Below are 13,542 nucleotides of genomic sequence, written 5' to 3'. Positions count from 1 at the left end.
TTTAAAATCGTTCCAAAGGGAATACGCCTGCGGCGTACGTACGCTCTGGAAAATCTCAAATCAGGAGATGAACGATTTTCAGTGCCGTAAGTGCACTGTATACCGGGGAGGTGGCCCGCCGAAGGACCGGTTTCGTTTCGGTGAAAACGTAAAGAATGACCGCCTGCGGCAGCGGCTCAACCGCCACCGTAACGGATACCGTGCTCGTCTCAGCGTCGAGTTCTTCTGAACAGGCCAGCTCATCACAGTGATGGCAGCCGCAGACATGAAACGGGAACAGTTGCTGCGATGCGTCTTTTTCATGCGGTTGACACGCCTGATCTTCCGCATGAATACACGGCAATGCCGAAAACAGCAGCGCGATCACAACCAGAATGTGTTTCAATCCATTCATACGGCCTGAGTTTGACTATATTTCCAGCGATGGGTGCAAGAAAAAACCGCCCTGCGTATCTCAGGACGGTTATCGAGTTCAGGATCAGACCGCTCAGTCTTCGATAACGGAAAAGTCGTCTTTACCGACGCCGCATTCCGGGCATTCCCAGTCGTCCGGAATATCTTCAAACTGCGTGCCCGGTGCAATTCCGCTGTCCGGATCACCGACTTCCGGATCATAGATCCACCCACATACATCACAGATATATTTCTTCATGCCTATACTCCTTGGTTCAAAAAATCGGTTTGAATATCCCTGTCTTTTCGACAGGCCGCAAGGTGATTTTCGTGAGAAATTCAACCTTGCGGCCGACGGCACCTAGTCCTCTTTCTTTTCGAAAAGGTCTTTCGGAACATGGCAGAGCGGACAGGTTTCCGGCGGCTCATCGCCTTCGTGAACGTGTCCGCATACCGTACATACCCATTTCATGGTGAACTCCTTAATCTTTATATTGCTCGGCATATTTGCCTAATTCGCGCCCCGCTTCACGACATTTTTCAAGGAGTTCGGGGGTGGGCACATACTGAGAGCGGATCGGCTCGCGCATGAGTTCGATTTTCATATCCTTCATTCGATCTTCCACCTCGGTCGCGCCGCCGCGTTTGGACCAGCCGTATGAACCGAAGGCAAAGCCTTTTTTTCCGGTTGGCCGCAGGCCGCCCAGATAGCAGAGCAGACCGGCCATATTGGGCATCAGTGTATTATTCAGCGTCGAAGATCCGATTGCCACCGCCGCACAATCGAGCACCTCCGTGGCAATAGTGGTGGAGTGCGTGGCATCTACAGAATAAAAACGGGCCTCCACTTCATGTTCCTGCACCCCTTCAAGAATCGCTTCCGCCATCTGGCGGGTGGCGCCCCACATCGTGGCATAGAGCACAATCACCTTCGGCTCCGGCTTGCAGACCACCCACTGCCGGTAGGCTTCGAGCACTTCCTTGATATGGCTGCGCCAGATGACACCATGGCTCGGGGCAATCATTTCAATGTCCAGCTCCGCCGCCTTATCCAGCGTCTGGGCAATCGGCCGTCCGTAGAGCATCACGATATTGGCATAGTAGGCCTTCGCCTCATGCATGATCACATCCAGCGGCTCTTCATCGTCAAACCGGAAGGCTGTGGCAAAATGCTGGCCGAAAGCATCCATTGAAAAGAGCAGCTTTTCTTCAGGAACAAACGTGAACATGGATTCCGGCCAGTGCACCATCGGGGTGTTGATAAACGTCAGAGAGCGTTTCCCCAGCGAAATCGTATCGCCGTCATCCACCGTCTGCCAGGTCCACGCCGAGGTATCATAATGTTTTTCCAGCGCATCTTTACATTTGGCGTTGCAGACCATCACGGCATTCGGGCAGGCCTTCATCAGATCCGGAAGGCCTCCGGAGTGGTCCGGTTCGGCATGGTTGCAGACCACATATTTGATGCTCTCCAGATCCACCCGCGCCGCAATGCGGTTAATCTGGTACTGAGCATAAGGCCCCTTCACGCCATCGATCACGGCATTATATTCATCTTCAATCAGATAGGCGTTATAGGTGGATCCGCTTTCGGTTTTATAGCCGTGGAAGTCACGGACCGTCCAATCGATGTAGCCCACCCAGTTGATCCCTTTGCGTAGTTCGGTATTCATTCAGTCAGTTCCCCAGTTAGATTCCTGCGCCAGCTGCGCAACCGTTGTTTTTTGAAAGTAATCATGAACCTGCCGCGCCAGCCCCGGCAGAAGCGCCCCCAGCACGCAGTCATTGCGCGGACATCTCGACTTTCCGAAGAGACATGGCTTGCAAAGCATTTCCCCCTCCATCAGTTCGTAGATCTCCAGCAACGTAATCGCCGCCGGATCCCGGGCCAGTGAAACCCCGCCGGCAGGGCCGCGACTCGAGTTCACATAACCGGCCTTCGTCAGTTTCTGGTGCACTTTGGCCAAATGATGACGCGAAGCCTCGAACACATCGGCAATTTTGGCCGTGGTGGAAATGCAGTCGGGCTGAAGCGCCAGGTGAACCAGTGAATGCATCGCCAGCGCCGTTGCATCCGAAATTTTTATGATATCTGCCATATCTTTTCCTGAATAAGCAATGGCGTACCTGTTTACCGAAACCGGGCCGGATGATCCATTTAGACTTCATCTAAATATCAAAAACGGACCGGCAGACTCCCCTTCATTTCCGGCAGGGCGGAACCAGATTCCTCTAAAAACTGCTCCAAAACCTTCTATTGAGAACGTATAACACCCGCCCATGAACCCGACGCCCAGACCGCTTGAATATGCTTATCACAGCAGCCGACCGCTGAAAACGATGTTTTATCTGCTGAACCGCCGCTGGTACCACTATCTCGCTATCGCGGTGCTGTTCGGCTTTAAATATCTTCCGGTCTGCCTGTTGCCGGTTTTTATAACCGAAATCATCAATACATTTACCGAAAGCGATGGACAGGTCGACCGCCTGCCGCTCTGGTTCGGCCTGATGGCTCTGTCGGTTTTTCAGAATATATTTTCCCACACGGCCTACATCTATCTGCTGGGGAAAGCGGTGCGCGAAATGGAAAACAGAATTCGCGGCGCAGTGGCGGAACGGCTTCAGCACCTCTCTATTCCATTTCACAGCCGCACCGAATCCGGCCGGCTGCAGGCCAAAGTCCTGCGCGATGCGGAACAGATTCAAACGCTCTGCATGATGCTGGGCGAAATCGGTATGTCGATCATCGTCGGGTTTCTTTTCGCGGTCATCCTGACCGCCATCCGTGCTCCGCAGCTGTTGCTGTTCTATCTGCTCATGGTGCCGGTTTCCGTCGGCATCACCGCGCTCTTCCGCCGGCGCATCAACCGGCAGAACACCTCCTACCGCTCGGAACTTGAACAGATGTCCTCCGAAACGGTTGAAATGCTCAACATGATCCCCATTGCCCGTGCACACGGGCTGGAAGATACCGCCATCAGCCGCTCCCGCTCCACCTTCAGCGCGGTCAGCCGCGAGGGCCTCAAGCTGGATTTCATCAATGCTTTTTTTGGCTCCTCTTCCTGGGCCGCCTTCCATCTCTCGCTCATTGTAGCCCTCGCGGTACTCAGCTGGCTCTGCACAAAAGGCCGGATTTCCGCTGGTGAGATCATTCTTTTCCAAAGCCTGTTTGCCATGCTGGTTACCGCCGTCAGTCAACTGCTCGGTATGATCCCCCAAATCGCCAAAGGAATGGAATCCATCCGTTCCATCGGTGAAGTGCTCGAATGTCCCGACATTGAACAGGACACCGGCCGTAAAGCACTGACCGCACTCGACGGGCGTGTGGAATTTGATCAGGTTCATTTCACCTACGAAAACAGCGACCACCACAGCGTGTCCGAATTCTCCCTGCCCGTCTCCGCCGGCGAATGCATTGCGCTGGTCGGCGCATCCGGAGCCGGGAAATCCACACTCATCCAGCTTCTCATCGGGTTTCTGCGTCCTTCCGCCGGACGTATTCTCTTCGATGGCACCGATATGGCCGAACTCGATATGCGCACCGTCCGCCGGTTTATCTCCGTGGTTCCGCAGGAAACCGTACTCTTCTCCGGCTCCATCCGCGAAAACATCACCTATGGACTGAACAAGGTCTCCGACCGGAAACTAAACGAAGTGCTCGCGGCCGCAAACCTCACCGCATTCATCGAAGAACTTCCCGAAGGCCTCGAATCCCGAATCGGCGAAGACGGGGCCCGCCTCTCCGGCGGCCAGCGCCAGCGCATTGCCATCGCCCGGGCATTGATCCGGAATCCAAAAATCCTGATTCTGGACGAAGCCACCTCCGCCCTCGATGTCGTTTCCGAAAAACTGGTCCAGGAAGCCATCGACCGCGCCGTACAGAACCGTACCACCTTCATTGTCGCCCACCGCCTCTCCACCATTCGGCAGGCCGACCGCATCGTTGTCATGCAAGACGGCCGCATAGCCGAAACCGGCACCTATCAGGAACTGCTCGACCGCCGCGGCCTTTTCTACGAAATGCAGCAGCTCCAGCACTGAACCAAAAAAGCCCGGCGGATGAGGCCGGGCTCTGCATGTCCTGAATGAAAAAGTGACTTACGCCTTCAGCGCTTCAGCAATCGCATCGCAGACATAGTCGATATTTTTCGAGGTCAGGCCCGCCACATTGATGCGGCCGCCTTTCACGATATAGATCGACTTGTTCACTTTCAGCCACTCCACAATGTCATCCGAGAGTCCACTGAAAGAGAACATGCCGCGCTGTTCCTTGATGTAAGAGAAATCCTGCTCAACACCGCGTGCCACGAGACCGTCGACCAGCTTTGCACGCATGGCCTTGATTCGGTCGCGCATACCGGCCACTTCGTCGATCCACTGTTCATAAAGCGCATCATCGGCCAGCACGGTCAGCGCCGCCAGTCCTCCGTGCGCCGGCGGATTGGAATAGTTCACCCGTACAGTCAGCTTCGCATGGCTGAGCGCAACAGCCGTTTCTTCCGCAGAAGGCGTCACGATGGTGAATGCGCCGGTTCGTTCATTATACAAACCGAAGTTTTTCGAGAATGAACTCGCCACCACAAAATCGATTCCGGCAGCGGCAAACTTTTCAACTGCCGCGCGGTCTTCTTCAATGCTGTCGCCAAACCCCTGATAAGCAAAGTCGAGGAACGGCGTCCAGCCTTTGGCTTTGGCAATCTCGACCACCTTATCCCACTGCTCACCCACAAGATCAACTCCGGTCGGATTATGACAGCAGACATGCATCAACACGACATCACCGGCCGGAACACCTTCCAGAGTTTCAATCAGCTCATCGTATTTCACGCCTTTGGTTTCTGCATTGTAGTACGGATAATCGGCAATTTCGTAGCCGGCAGCAGTGAAGATCCCTTTATGGTTGGCCCAGGTGGGTGTGCTGACCCAGACTTTCGCCGCCGGTTTAAATTTTTTCAGCAGGTCGGCCCCGGTGCGCAGCGCACCGGTTCCGCCGGGGGTATGCAGCGTGGCCGCCCGATTAGAGCGGATCACTTCGCTGTCCGCACCGAACAGCAGTTTCTGGACGCCCGCACCATAGGCCGGATTTCCGGGAATTGGAAGATAGCCCTTTGTGGTTTCCGTCTCGACCAGCTTTTTCTCTGCCGTCTTGATGCAGTTCAGGATCGGGGTAGTCCCCGCATCATCTTTAAAAACGCCGACGCCGAGATTGACCTTGCCGGGATTTTTATCCTTTTTGAACGCCTCGGTCAGTCCGAGAATTGCATCTGCCGGAGCGGCTTCAATTTCTTTCCACATGTTCTTTCCTCCGTAATGGTGAGTGATGGATACAATGAAGCCGGGCACCGCTGTGCCCGGCTTACATTTTCATGCATTACGCATAATATTGGTTATACCAGCGCGCAATGGTGTCTTCGGCCACTTTCAAAATGCCGATTTCACGCTGTGCATTTTCCGGCGAATCGGAAGCGTGCGCGGCGTTGACCATAATGTCGGTGCCGTATTCCTTACGGACCGAACCCGGCTCCGCCTTGCTGGGATCTGTCGGACCGAGAATTCCGCGGATTTTCTCAATGGCATTATCACCGGCATAAACCAGCACCATACTTCGCGCAACCCCTTCATCGCCGATGGCATCTGCATCCACATCCGGAGCCCAAAGACCGGTCATGTACTGCATGATACTGTAGAACTGATTGTCGCCGTATGCCGGCCCCAGTGTGCCTTCGAGCGCTTCACGCACCTCGTCCGGCATTTCAAATTCAAACTCATTTTTGAGTACTTCGCAGGCTTTATTCACAGCACGGCCGCCCAGTTTTTCACGCAGAACGTTCTGAACCGGACCGTAAAACTCCTGTGCCTGTGCCAGACTCATTTTCTGCACCCGGGTGCCGATCAGACGCAATCCGGTGCGGGAGAAAATGTCCATGATGTTACCCGGACGCGAGCTCGGGAACGTAAAGTTATCCGGTTTAATGATAACCAGTGCCTGCTCGGCATCTTTTTCGTCGGCCATACGAATGGTGTTATCCAGAATTCCGCCGTCTTCTTCGGAAAACTCCGCCCAGAGGCCAATGGTCTTCTTCGCAATTTCAACGGTCGGAGCCGCGAGGACCGCCGGCTCGAAATACGTCACATTTCCTTCGTGGTCCTTAATATAGTCGCCGAACGTACCGCGGATCGTATCCGCGCTTTCGATGGAATCTTCAAATCCGCCGATGGCATCGCGCAGTTTCTGTACGGCATTTTCACCTTCGAACAACAGCATCAGTACACGATGCACGTGACCGTCTTCCATCGGAACCATTTCGCGTTCGATATAATCCGAAAGTACTTCGCGAATTTCGGGCCAGACTTCATCCTCGCTGCGGATCAGATCCGCGTACCGTTTAACCAGTTCGGTGCTCGGACCGATCATCCGTGCCGCAACCAGATCCAGGCCCGTCCTGCTCATCAGGCGACCCAACACCCCGCCAGTACGTGACTTACGTAATGTGTACGGAGTAACCAAAACATATCCAAGTTCCTTTGACATTTACATCCTCCTAAAGAATTGGTGCACTTCATACCGTTCAATTTTTACAGGCTCAACCCCCAAATGCGACTTTATGGATAAAGATTCCCAGCAAAAACCCCTTCCGGAAAAGGTAGTCCGGCGTCACGCAGAACTTCTTGAAGAGATTCTGCCCGGCTTTTCAACACTCGTGATAGACGAAGGTCGGCCCGCCGATTTACTGTTGCAGAGTTTCCTGCGCTCGCGACGCGAACTCGGCTCGCGCGACCGTCGGTTTCTGGCGCAAGCCGTCTTTTCTTATTTCCGCTGGTATGGCTGGACCGTACATAAAATCGGACTCAATCCCTCCGAAGCCTGCCTGCTGGGCAATGCCCTCGAGTCTACAGCACTTTCCCAGAGTTTCCACTATTTGGAAAAACGGCTGAACCTTCCCTTCCCGGTGGAATGCATGGGCGGACTGACCCCGGAACAAAAGTGCGAACGACTTAACGCTCTCCTGGCCGATCTGGAGGATTTCCAACCTTTGGAACTGAACGATCTGGTGCTCCCGGAGTTCGGCAGCGTGGTTGACCCCCAAAAAGCAGAAGCCTGTATCCGCTCCTTCCAGCAGCGCCCTCCCGCCTGGATCCGGACGCGGTCCGATGCAGAAACCATTACCACCGCACTCGCCGAAAAAGGCGTGTCCAGCGGAATGCACGATAAGGTTGAAGCCGCCGTTTCCGTCGATCCCGGCATCAGTCTCCAGCATCTGCTGGGCGATTATTCCGGCCAGTTCGTTGTACAGGACCTGGCATCACAATGCGTCGGCCTGATTGCCGATCCGAAGGAGGGCAGCGACTGGTGGGATTGCTGCGCCGGAGCCGGCGGTAAATCCCTCCATCTGGCCGACCTGATGAGAGACGGAAAAATTCTCTCCACCGATGTCCGCATTCCCGCCCTGAAAGAACTGAAAAAACGGGCCCGTAAATATGGGATCAGAGGCATACGCACACAACCGTTCAATGCCACGACCGACGAACCGTTTACGAAACTCTTCGACGGCGTACTGGTGGATGCCCCCTGCTCCGGCTGGGGAACCTGGAACCGCAATCCGGATGCCCGCTGGCGCAGCTCACGCCGCGATGTGATCCAATGCGCAACCCGCCAGCTCAAAATCCTGAACAATGTCAAGTGGTGTGTTAAGCCCGGCGGACTGCTGATTTATGCCGTCTGCACCTTTACCCGCCCGGAAACCGAAGAAGTCGTTATGAACTTTCTAGATCAACACGACGATTTCAAACCTGAGCCGTTCCTCAACCCGCTGACCGGCGAACAGACCGACGGTCAGTTACAGATATGGCCTTGGGAGTGCCCCGGCGACGGCATGTTTATTACCCGCCTCAGACGGGCTGAATAGCCTCGGAAGAAAATAGCGATGTGCCGATCTTTTCGGTGCTCTTCCGCGGGAATACCCGGTTTCTAATCCTCGATCACCTGCAGCGATTCAATATCCGTGTTTTCGAAAGTCTGATTCCCGAGACGCAACGCCACAGTTTCAGCGCACGGTGACGGGAGCGTGAGGGCATCGAGCACAAGGCGACCGGTGAACTCTTCGTCCCAGCCGCGTAAGCGTAACCGGACTTTTTTATTCAGCACAATGCCGAACTTTTTTTCCACCCGTTGGAACGCCGCTTTTTTTTCATTGTTAAACTGGAACCAGCCCTCCTCACCGAGATCCCGGGGAAATTCGAGCAAATCGTCGGCGGCAAAGTTAAAATCAAGTTGGTTTTTCGGATCCTGTTCCATAAGCGCGACAAGATAACCAAAAGAAGACCGTTTGAAAATCGGCTTTCATTTTTTTCCAGTGTCTGGAAAATCAAGCACCTCAGACAGAAAAGGTTAACTGCGGGCATTTATCCTGTATCATCCCGGCAAAAACACAAAATGCACACCGCAACCCGACATTTTAAACAAGGAACTGAAATGAAAAAACTGATTATCCTGTGCTTCCTGTCCGCCTTTACCCTTGGCCTTTCCGGCTGTGTAACCCGATCCTATTACGACTCCCCGAAAAACCGCGGTGCCAACGCCGCAGCAGGGAACAAATTCGGTTCCAACTCCGATGAAAAAGTGAAAAGCACCAAGCGCGTCTGGATCTGGCAGGATGAATTCAACAATCCCAATTGATCTGCCTCTGAAACGGCATACCGTTTTCAGACCGGCTTCTGCATCAGAATCACGTCCGGTCCCATAAACCGGACCGAGACTCCGAAAGACATTGCGAGATATTCAAATGTCGTCCGGTGATAAAAACAGATGTGGGTGCGATCGCGGATATAGTGCCAGTTCGCAAAAGCATTGCGGTCATCCCGCGTCAGCTTGGTCATAATGCCCAGCCAGCCGCCGGGCTTCAGACAGGAAAACAGCGTGGTAAATTCCCTCCGCGGATCGCACAGATGCTCTACCACTTCCGTCGTACAGATAAAATCATAGGTCGCTTCCAAGACCTCGGGGCTATCCGCGTAGAACGGATCATAAACCGTCATTCGATGTCCCGCCTCCTGCATCATCATCGAAAGTGCCGGCCCCGGCCCGCACCCGAAATCCAGCCCGTGCTGCCCCGGTGCCAGTTTTCCAAGCATTGGAATCACCAGCCGCGAAAGAAATTTACGATACCCCGGATCGTCAACCCCGTTTTCATGCCGGTCATATTCCGCTTTCTCCTCCGCCGCACTCAGCCAGAACGATTCCGGAACAAAAATAAGCGCACACTGACCACACCGCACATACAGCCGCGCACCGTCTTCATAGTACCGTTCACCGTCCGGGTTTTCGCACAACGGGCAACTGAATTGATTTTTACGCAGATCGTTCACAGATGATGAACCTAAAGAAAAAGCTCCCTTACGTCTGTAAAGGAGCCTGGAAAAACTGGGGTGAAAGACGGGATTCGAACCCGCGACCTCCTGGGCCACAACCAGGCGCTCTAACCGACTGAGCTACAATCACCAACTGAAAGAGCGAAGAAGATAGCGGGAACGGGCGGAAAATCAACCGTTTTCTTTGCAAATATCCATTTCACCTCAAATCGACCGCCCCGCGGCGGGCTCTTTTCCAGCCTGAGGAAAGGCCAAAACCCCGCCGGTTCGCCTTCCCCGGAAGCCAACATATATGTAGCTCGCAGAACACAACTGTCATTTAATCGGGCATCCCTTTGTTTTAAAATCCAATCCAAACCGTTGTAACCCACTTGCTCTATGCATGTTGCGCCGTACCCCCACTGCCGTGGCATAAATCGTGCAACGAAAGCTCCGCTTTTTATTGATTCCAATCCGGGCGGACCTGAGAACCCCGCAGAACCGGTGGAATCAACCATATCATCAACAGGAGAGAGAGAATGCAGAAATCTAAACGGACGGCCCTTGCGGCGGTCTTCATGGCCTTGCTGTGCTCGACCGGTACCGTATGCGCGGCCGATGGATCACCCGAAGTGGATACCGGAACCACAGCCTGGATGTTAACCTCTACCGGCCTGGTGCTGCTGATGGTTCCCGGCCTGGCCATGTTCTACGGCGGCCTTGTGCGTACTAAAAATGTACTCGGCACCATGATGCACTCTTTCGCCGCCATGGCGATTGTCGGTGTACTCTGGATGATTTGCGGCTATGCCATGAGCTTCGGCTCCGGCATCCTCGGTGGCTGGTGCGGCTGGAACTCCGACTATTTTCTGCTCAAGGGGATCGATGAGACCATCATGGACTGCGGCATCCCGGAATATGTCTTCGCCATGTTCCAGGGCAAATTCGCCATCATCACTCCGGCGCTGATTGCCGGGGCCTTTGCGGAGCGCGTCAAATTCCGCGGCTACTGCATCTTTATCGCGCTGTGGAGCCTGCTGATTTACAATCCGCTCTGCCACTGGGTCTGGGCCGAAGACGGCTTCCTCTTTCAAAAAGGCGCCATCGACTTTGCCGGCGGCACGGTTATTCATATTTCCGCCGGCGCGGCCGCCCTCGTCTGCGCGTTCTACCTCGGCCCGCGCCGCGGCTATCCCAAAACCGCCATGCACCCCAACAACCTCGTCATGACGATGATGGGTGCCGGCCTGCTGTGGGTCGGCTGGTTCGGCTTCAATGCCGGCTCCTCCGTCGCCTCCGGCCTCGTCACCGCCCAGGCGCTCACCGTCACGCAGGTGGCCGCTGCCGCAGGAGCTCTCTCCTGGATGATCCTCGAAGGCATTCTGCATAAGAAAGTTTCCACGCTCGGCTTTGTTTCCGGCGTACTCGCGGGTCTCGTGGCCATCACCCCCGCCGCCGGAGCCGTGCAACCCTGGGGTGCGCTGGTGCTTGGCCTCGTCTCTTCGGTCCTCTGCTACCTTGCCATTGAGATGAAAAACAAACTCGGCTATGACGACACGCTCGACGTCTTCGGCATCCACGGCGTCGCCGCCCTCTGGGGAGCCATCGGCCTCACCTTTGTTCTGCGTCCCGGCACGATTGATGGTTCCATGGCCCATCAGCTCTGGGTCCAGATCGAAGGCTGCCTCGTCTCCCTCGCCTATGCCGGCATTATGACCTTCATCCTCGTCGTATTCGTTGACAAAGTATTCGGCTTTAAAATGAGCGAAGACGAAGAATGCGCCGGCATGGATCACAGCCTCCACTCCGAACGCGGCTACGGTATGGTGAACCTCAACTCATAAAACGGTCCCCGGTTAAAAAGTCTGTCGACCTGCGACTTTTTGACCTTCGGCCCAATTAAAGGAATTTTCACGCATGAAATTGATTACAGCCATTATACAGGAAGATAAACTCGACGAAGTCCGCGAGGCGCTCACCGCCGCCGAAATCGGGCGCATCACCGTCACCCGCGTTGACGGCCACGGCCGTCAGGAAAGCACCGAGATCTACCGCGGGCACCCCGTCGCCCCGAATCTGATCCCCAAGGTGGAAATTAAAATTGCCGTAAACCTGGATTTTGTGGAACCGGCCATTGATGCCATCCTTAAATCCGCACGTCACGGTGAAGGCGGAAGAGTCGGCGACGGCAAAATCTTCATTACCCCCCTGGAAGAGTGCGTCCGCATTCGCACCGGCGAGCGCGGAAACGAAGCCATTTAACCTTCCAATCATTGGAAATAAAAAAGAGCGTCCTTTCCGGGATGCTCTTTTTTTTTACAGCACTTCCATCCGTCGGCACCTGATTTTATTAGCCTTTCGCAGGATGTATATGCCGATTGCCCCGCCCGCATTGAAGATTCTGAAACAGAAAAGCAGAAAAACTTCCTTTCAAAGCACTTATGCCCTTGCAGAAGGGCGAACGAATCTTCTATACCTTTGCGCAAGGATGCTTACTCCTCCGAAGGGCGGAGACGACATCCGCTAGAAAGCCACACATCATAAAAGGAGTAATTAAATGGCAGCAGCAACTAAAAGTGACATCATCGCTAAAATGGCCGACGACGCCGGCATCACCAAGGTTCAGGCCAAAGCCGCACTCGAATCGCTTGTCACTCAGGCCTATAAAGGTGGAAAATCCAAAGATGGATTCACCATTCCGGGCATTGGAAAAATCACTAAAACCCGCCGCAAAGCACGTAAAGGCCGTAATCCGGCCACCGGTGAAACGATCAAAATCGCTGCCAAAACCGTCGTAAAAATTAAAACCCTCAAAGCCTGTCAGGACGGAATCGTTCCGCCGAAAAAGAAATAACCGGCGCGGTACGGAAAAAGTTGAAAGGAGCCCGTGCGGCTCCTTTTTTTGTGGAGGCATATCATGCCTGAAGCCTACTACGGGATCTTAAAAATCGACCCGAAACAAACCGGTTATCGGAGAGATTTTTATTTTAGAAGGCTCTACGACCCGTTTCCGACGCTGAATAATTTCCTGATCTGTCGGATTCCGTAAGCAGCGGATCATTCAGTGAAAAAAGAGGAACAAGCCATTTTCATAAGTTCAATGCAGCATTTGATATAAGCAAATGAATTACAAATCACTTTCGCTTTTATAAGTGAAATCGTGCGGCGCTTTACCTACTATGCCGTCACGTTAACCAAGGAGAGGACATGATTGCTTTACTCGTACTGCTCGGACTTATCGTGGTGCTGATACTGTGGACCGTCGGGATGTACAACGGTCTCGTGGTCCTGCGTAACCGCTTTAAAAACGCTTTTGCCCAGATCGATGTGCAGCTGAAACGCCGCTACGACCTGATTCCCAATCTCGTTGAAACCGCCAAAGGTTATATGGAGCACGAGCGCGAAACCCTCGAAGCCGTCATTCAGGCGCGCAACCAGGCCGCCTCTGCAGGCAAAGCCGCCGCCGCAAATCCGGGCGATGCCGGAGCGATGGCCGGACTGCTCGGCGCGGAAGGCATGCTGACCGGAGCGCTGGGCAAACTGTTCGCACTCTCCGAAGCCTATCCGGATCTCAAGGCCAATCAGAACATGATGCAGCTGACTGAGGAGCTGACCTCCACCGAAAATAAAATTTCTTTCGCGCGGCAGGCCTATAACGACGCCGTCACGGTCTACAATACAAAACGCGAAGTCTTCCCCTCCAACATCATCGCCGGCATGTTTAACTTTGCACCGGCTGTACTTTTTGAAGTCGAAGACGAAGCCGTCAAAGAAGCACCGAAAGTCAGCTTTGATTAATCG

At 54.1% G+C, this 13,542-nt stretch carries 16 protein-coding genes and 1 tRNA gene; 7 read left to right on the top strand and 10 right to left on the bottom strand.

The features are described 5' to 3' along the window. Positions 1-55: 55 nt before the first annotated feature. The 5 genes from P9H32_RS08540 to P9H32_RS08525 all read right to left on the bottom strand — a co-directional run bounded on the left by P9H32_RS08540 (position 56) and on the right by P9H32_RS08525 (position 2,492). Entirely contained in the window at positions 56-394 is a 339-nt protein-coding gene (locus P9H32_RS08540) for a hypothetical protein (RefSeq protein WP_322608476.1), read from the bottom strand. Positions 395-487: 93 nt separating this feature from the next. Then, positions 488-652, bottom strand: coding sequence for a rubredoxin (gene rd / locus P9H32_RS08535; RefSeq protein ID WP_322608475.1), 165 nt, complete (start codon positions 650-652; stop codon positions 488-490). 102 nt (positions 653-754) lie between these two features. Beyond that, positions 755-865, bottom strand: a complete 111-nt coding sequence (locus tag P9H32_RS18085; RefSeq protein ID WP_328517252.1) for a rubredoxin-like domain-containing protein — start codon at positions 863-865, stop codon at positions 755-757. A 10-nt stretch (positions 866-875) separates the two neighbouring features. Continuing rightward, positions 876-2,066 (bottom strand): FprA family A-type flavoprotein, encoded by a 1,191-nt coding sequence (locus P9H32_RS08530; RefSeq protein ID WP_322608474.1) that lies wholly within the window; start codon positions 2,064-2,066, stop codon positions 876-878. Continuing rightward, a complete protein-coding gene (locus P9H32_RS08525) occupies positions 2,067-2,492 on the bottom strand; it encodes an RrF2 family transcriptional regulator (RefSeq protein WP_322608473.1) in 426 nt (141 codons plus the stop codon). A gap of 181 nt (positions 2,493-2,673) precedes the next feature. Between P9H32_RS08525 and P9H32_RS08520 the strand changes: the two genes are divergently transcribed. Beyond that, positions 2,674-4,434, top strand: coding sequence for an ABC transporter ATP-binding protein (locus tag P9H32_RS08520; protein ID WP_322608472.1), 1,761 nt, complete (start codon positions 2,674-2,676; stop codon positions 4,432-4,434). Positions 4,435-4,491: 57 nt separating this feature from the next. Here P9H32_RS08520 and P9H32_RS08515 read toward each other — a convergent pair whose 3' ends face one another. Both P9H32_RS08515 and P9H32_RS08510 read right to left on the bottom strand, forming a co-directional pair. Then, positions 4,492-5,688 (bottom strand): amino acid aminotransferase, encoded by a 1,197-nt coding sequence (locus P9H32_RS08515; protein WP_322608471.1) that lies wholly within the window; start codon positions 5,686-5,688, stop codon positions 4,492-4,494. A gap of 76 nt (positions 5,689-5,764) precedes the next feature. Continuing rightward, entirely contained in the window at positions 5,765-6,925 is a 1,161-nt protein-coding gene (locus tag P9H32_RS08510) for a nucleoside-diphosphate kinase (RefSeq protein WP_322608470.1), read from the bottom strand. Positions 6,926-6,998: 73 nt separating this feature from the next. On the opposite strand from P9H32_RS08510, the gene P9H32_RS08505 reads away from it, so the two are divergent. Next, a complete protein-coding gene (locus P9H32_RS08505; RefSeq protein ID WP_322608469.1) occupies positions 6,999-8,300 on the top strand; it encodes an RsmB/NOP family class I SAM-dependent RNA methyltransferase in 1,302 nt (433 codons plus the stop codon). A 62-nt stretch (positions 8,301-8,362) separates the two neighbouring features. Here P9H32_RS08505 and P9H32_RS08500 read toward each other — a convergent pair whose 3' ends face one another. Next, a complete protein-coding gene (locus P9H32_RS08500) occupies positions 8,363-8,689 on the bottom strand; it encodes a hypothetical protein (protein ID WP_322608468.1) in 327 nt (108 codons plus the stop codon). Positions 8,690-8,866: 177 nt separating this feature from the next. Between P9H32_RS08500 and P9H32_RS08495 the strand changes: the two genes are divergently transcribed. Then, complete coding sequence (locus P9H32_RS08495; RefSeq protein WP_322608467.1) at positions 8,867-9,070, top strand: hypothetical protein; 204 nt, start codon at positions 8,867-8,869, stop codon at positions 9,068-9,070. A 26-nt stretch (positions 9,071-9,096) separates the two neighbouring features. Here the strand turns inward: P9H32_RS08495 and P9H32_RS08490 are convergent, their stop codons facing one another. Both P9H32_RS08490 and P9H32_RS08485 read right to left on the bottom strand, forming a co-directional pair. Then, on the bottom strand, positions 9,097-9,759 hold the full coding sequence (locus P9H32_RS08490) for a class I SAM-dependent methyltransferase (RefSeq protein WP_322608466.1): 663 nt from the start codon (positions 9,757-9,759) through the stop codon (positions 9,097-9,099). A 56-nt stretch (positions 9,760-9,815) separates the two neighbouring features. Then, a tRNA-His gene (locus P9H32_RS08485) sits at positions 9,816-9,892 on the bottom strand. A 388-nt stretch (positions 9,893-10,280) separates the two neighbouring features. Between P9H32_RS08485 and P9H32_RS08480 the strand changes: the two genes are divergently transcribed. The 4 genes from P9H32_RS08480 (at position 10,281) to P9H32_RS08465 (ending at position 13,539) form a co-directional block, all read left to right on the top strand. Then, complete coding sequence (locus P9H32_RS08480) at positions 10,281-11,585, top strand: ammonium transporter (RefSeq protein WP_322608465.1); 1,305 nt, start codon at positions 10,281-10,283, stop codon at positions 11,583-11,585. Positions 11,586-11,658: 73 nt separating this feature from the next. Further along, positions 11,659-12,003 (top strand): P-II family nitrogen regulator, encoded by a 345-nt coding sequence (locus P9H32_RS08475; RefSeq protein WP_322608464.1) that lies wholly within the window; start codon positions 11,659-11,661, stop codon positions 12,001-12,003. 295 nt (positions 12,004-12,298) lie between these two features. Then, a complete protein-coding gene (locus P9H32_RS08470) occupies positions 12,299-12,595 on the top strand; it encodes an HU family DNA-binding protein (RefSeq protein ID WP_322608463.1) in 297 nt (98 codons plus the stop codon). 353 nt (positions 12,596-12,948) lie between these two features. After that, a complete protein-coding gene (locus P9H32_RS08465) occupies positions 12,949-13,539 on the top strand; it encodes a LemA family protein (RefSeq protein ID WP_322608462.1) in 591 nt (196 codons plus the stop codon). The last annotated feature ends 3 nt before the right edge of the window (positions 13,540-13,542 follow it).

The organism is Pontiella agarivorans (genome assembly GCF_034531395.1).
GTDB classification, from domain to species: domain Bacteria; phylum Verrucomicrobiota; class Kiritimatiellia; order Kiritimatiellales; family Pontiellaceae; genus Pontiella; species Pontiella agarivorans.
Note: the sequence above shows the minus strand (reverse complement) of the source record. Positions and strands in the feature narration are given on the sequence as shown.

Bases quoted from the DNA above. Each gene is read 5' to 3' on its own strand.
- P9H32_RS08495 (WP_322608467.1), top strand. From the start codon at position 8,867: ATGAAAAAACTGATTATCCTGTGCTTCCTGTCCGCCTTTACCCTTGGC.
- P9H32_RS08475 (WP_322608464.1), top strand. From the start codon at position 11,659: ATGAAATTGATTACAGCCATTATACAGGAAGATAAACTCGACGAAGTC.
- P9H32_RS08470 (WP_322608463.1), top strand. From the start codon at position 12,299: ATGGCAGCAGCAACTAAAAGTGACATCATCGCTAAAATGGCCGACGAC.
- P9H32_RS08480 (WP_322608465.1), top strand. From the start codon at position 10,281: ATGCAGAAATCTAAACGGACGGCCCTTGCGGCGGTCTTCATGGCCTTG.
- P9H32_RS08465 (WP_322608462.1), top strand. From the start codon at position 12,949: ATGATTGCTTTACTCGTACTGCTCGGACTTATCGTGGTGCTGATACTG.
- rd (WP_322608475.1), bottom strand. From the start codon at position 652: ATGAAGAAATATATCTGTGATGTATGTGGGTGGATCTATGATCCGGAA.
- P9H32_RS08540 (WP_322608476.1), bottom strand. From the start codon at position 394: ATGAATGGATTGAAACACATTCTGGTTGTGATCGCGCTGCTGTTTTCG.
- P9H32_RS18085 (WP_328517252.1), bottom strand. From the start codon at position 865: ATGAAATGGGTATGTACGGTATGCGGACACGTTCACGAAGGCGATGAG.
- P9H32_RS08515 (WP_322608471.1), bottom strand. From the start codon at position 5,688: ATGTGGAAAGAAATTGAAGCCGCTCCGGCAGATGCAATTCTCGGACTG.
- P9H32_RS08510 (WP_322608470.1), bottom strand. From the start codon at position 6,925: ATGTCAAAGGAACTTGGATATGTTTTGGTTACTCCGTACACATTACGT.
- P9H32_RS08520 (WP_322608472.1), top strand. From the start codon at position 2,674: ATGAACCCGACGCCCAGACCGCTTGAATATGCTTATCACAGCAGCCGA.
- P9H32_RS08505 (WP_322608469.1), top strand. From the start codon at position 6,999: ATGGATAAAGATTCCCAGCAAAAACCCCTTCCGGAAAAGGTAGTCCGG.
- P9H32_RS08530 (WP_322608474.1), bottom strand. From the start codon at position 2,066: ATGAATACCGAACTACGCAAAGGGATCAACTGGGTGGGCTACATCGAT.
- P9H32_RS08525 (WP_322608473.1), bottom strand. From the start codon at position 2,492: ATGGCAGATATCATAAAAATTTCGGATGCAACGGCGCTGGCGATGCAT.
- P9H32_RS08500 (WP_322608468.1), bottom strand. From the start codon at position 8,689: ATGGAACAGGATCCGAAAAACCAACTTGATTTTAACTTTGCCGCCGAC.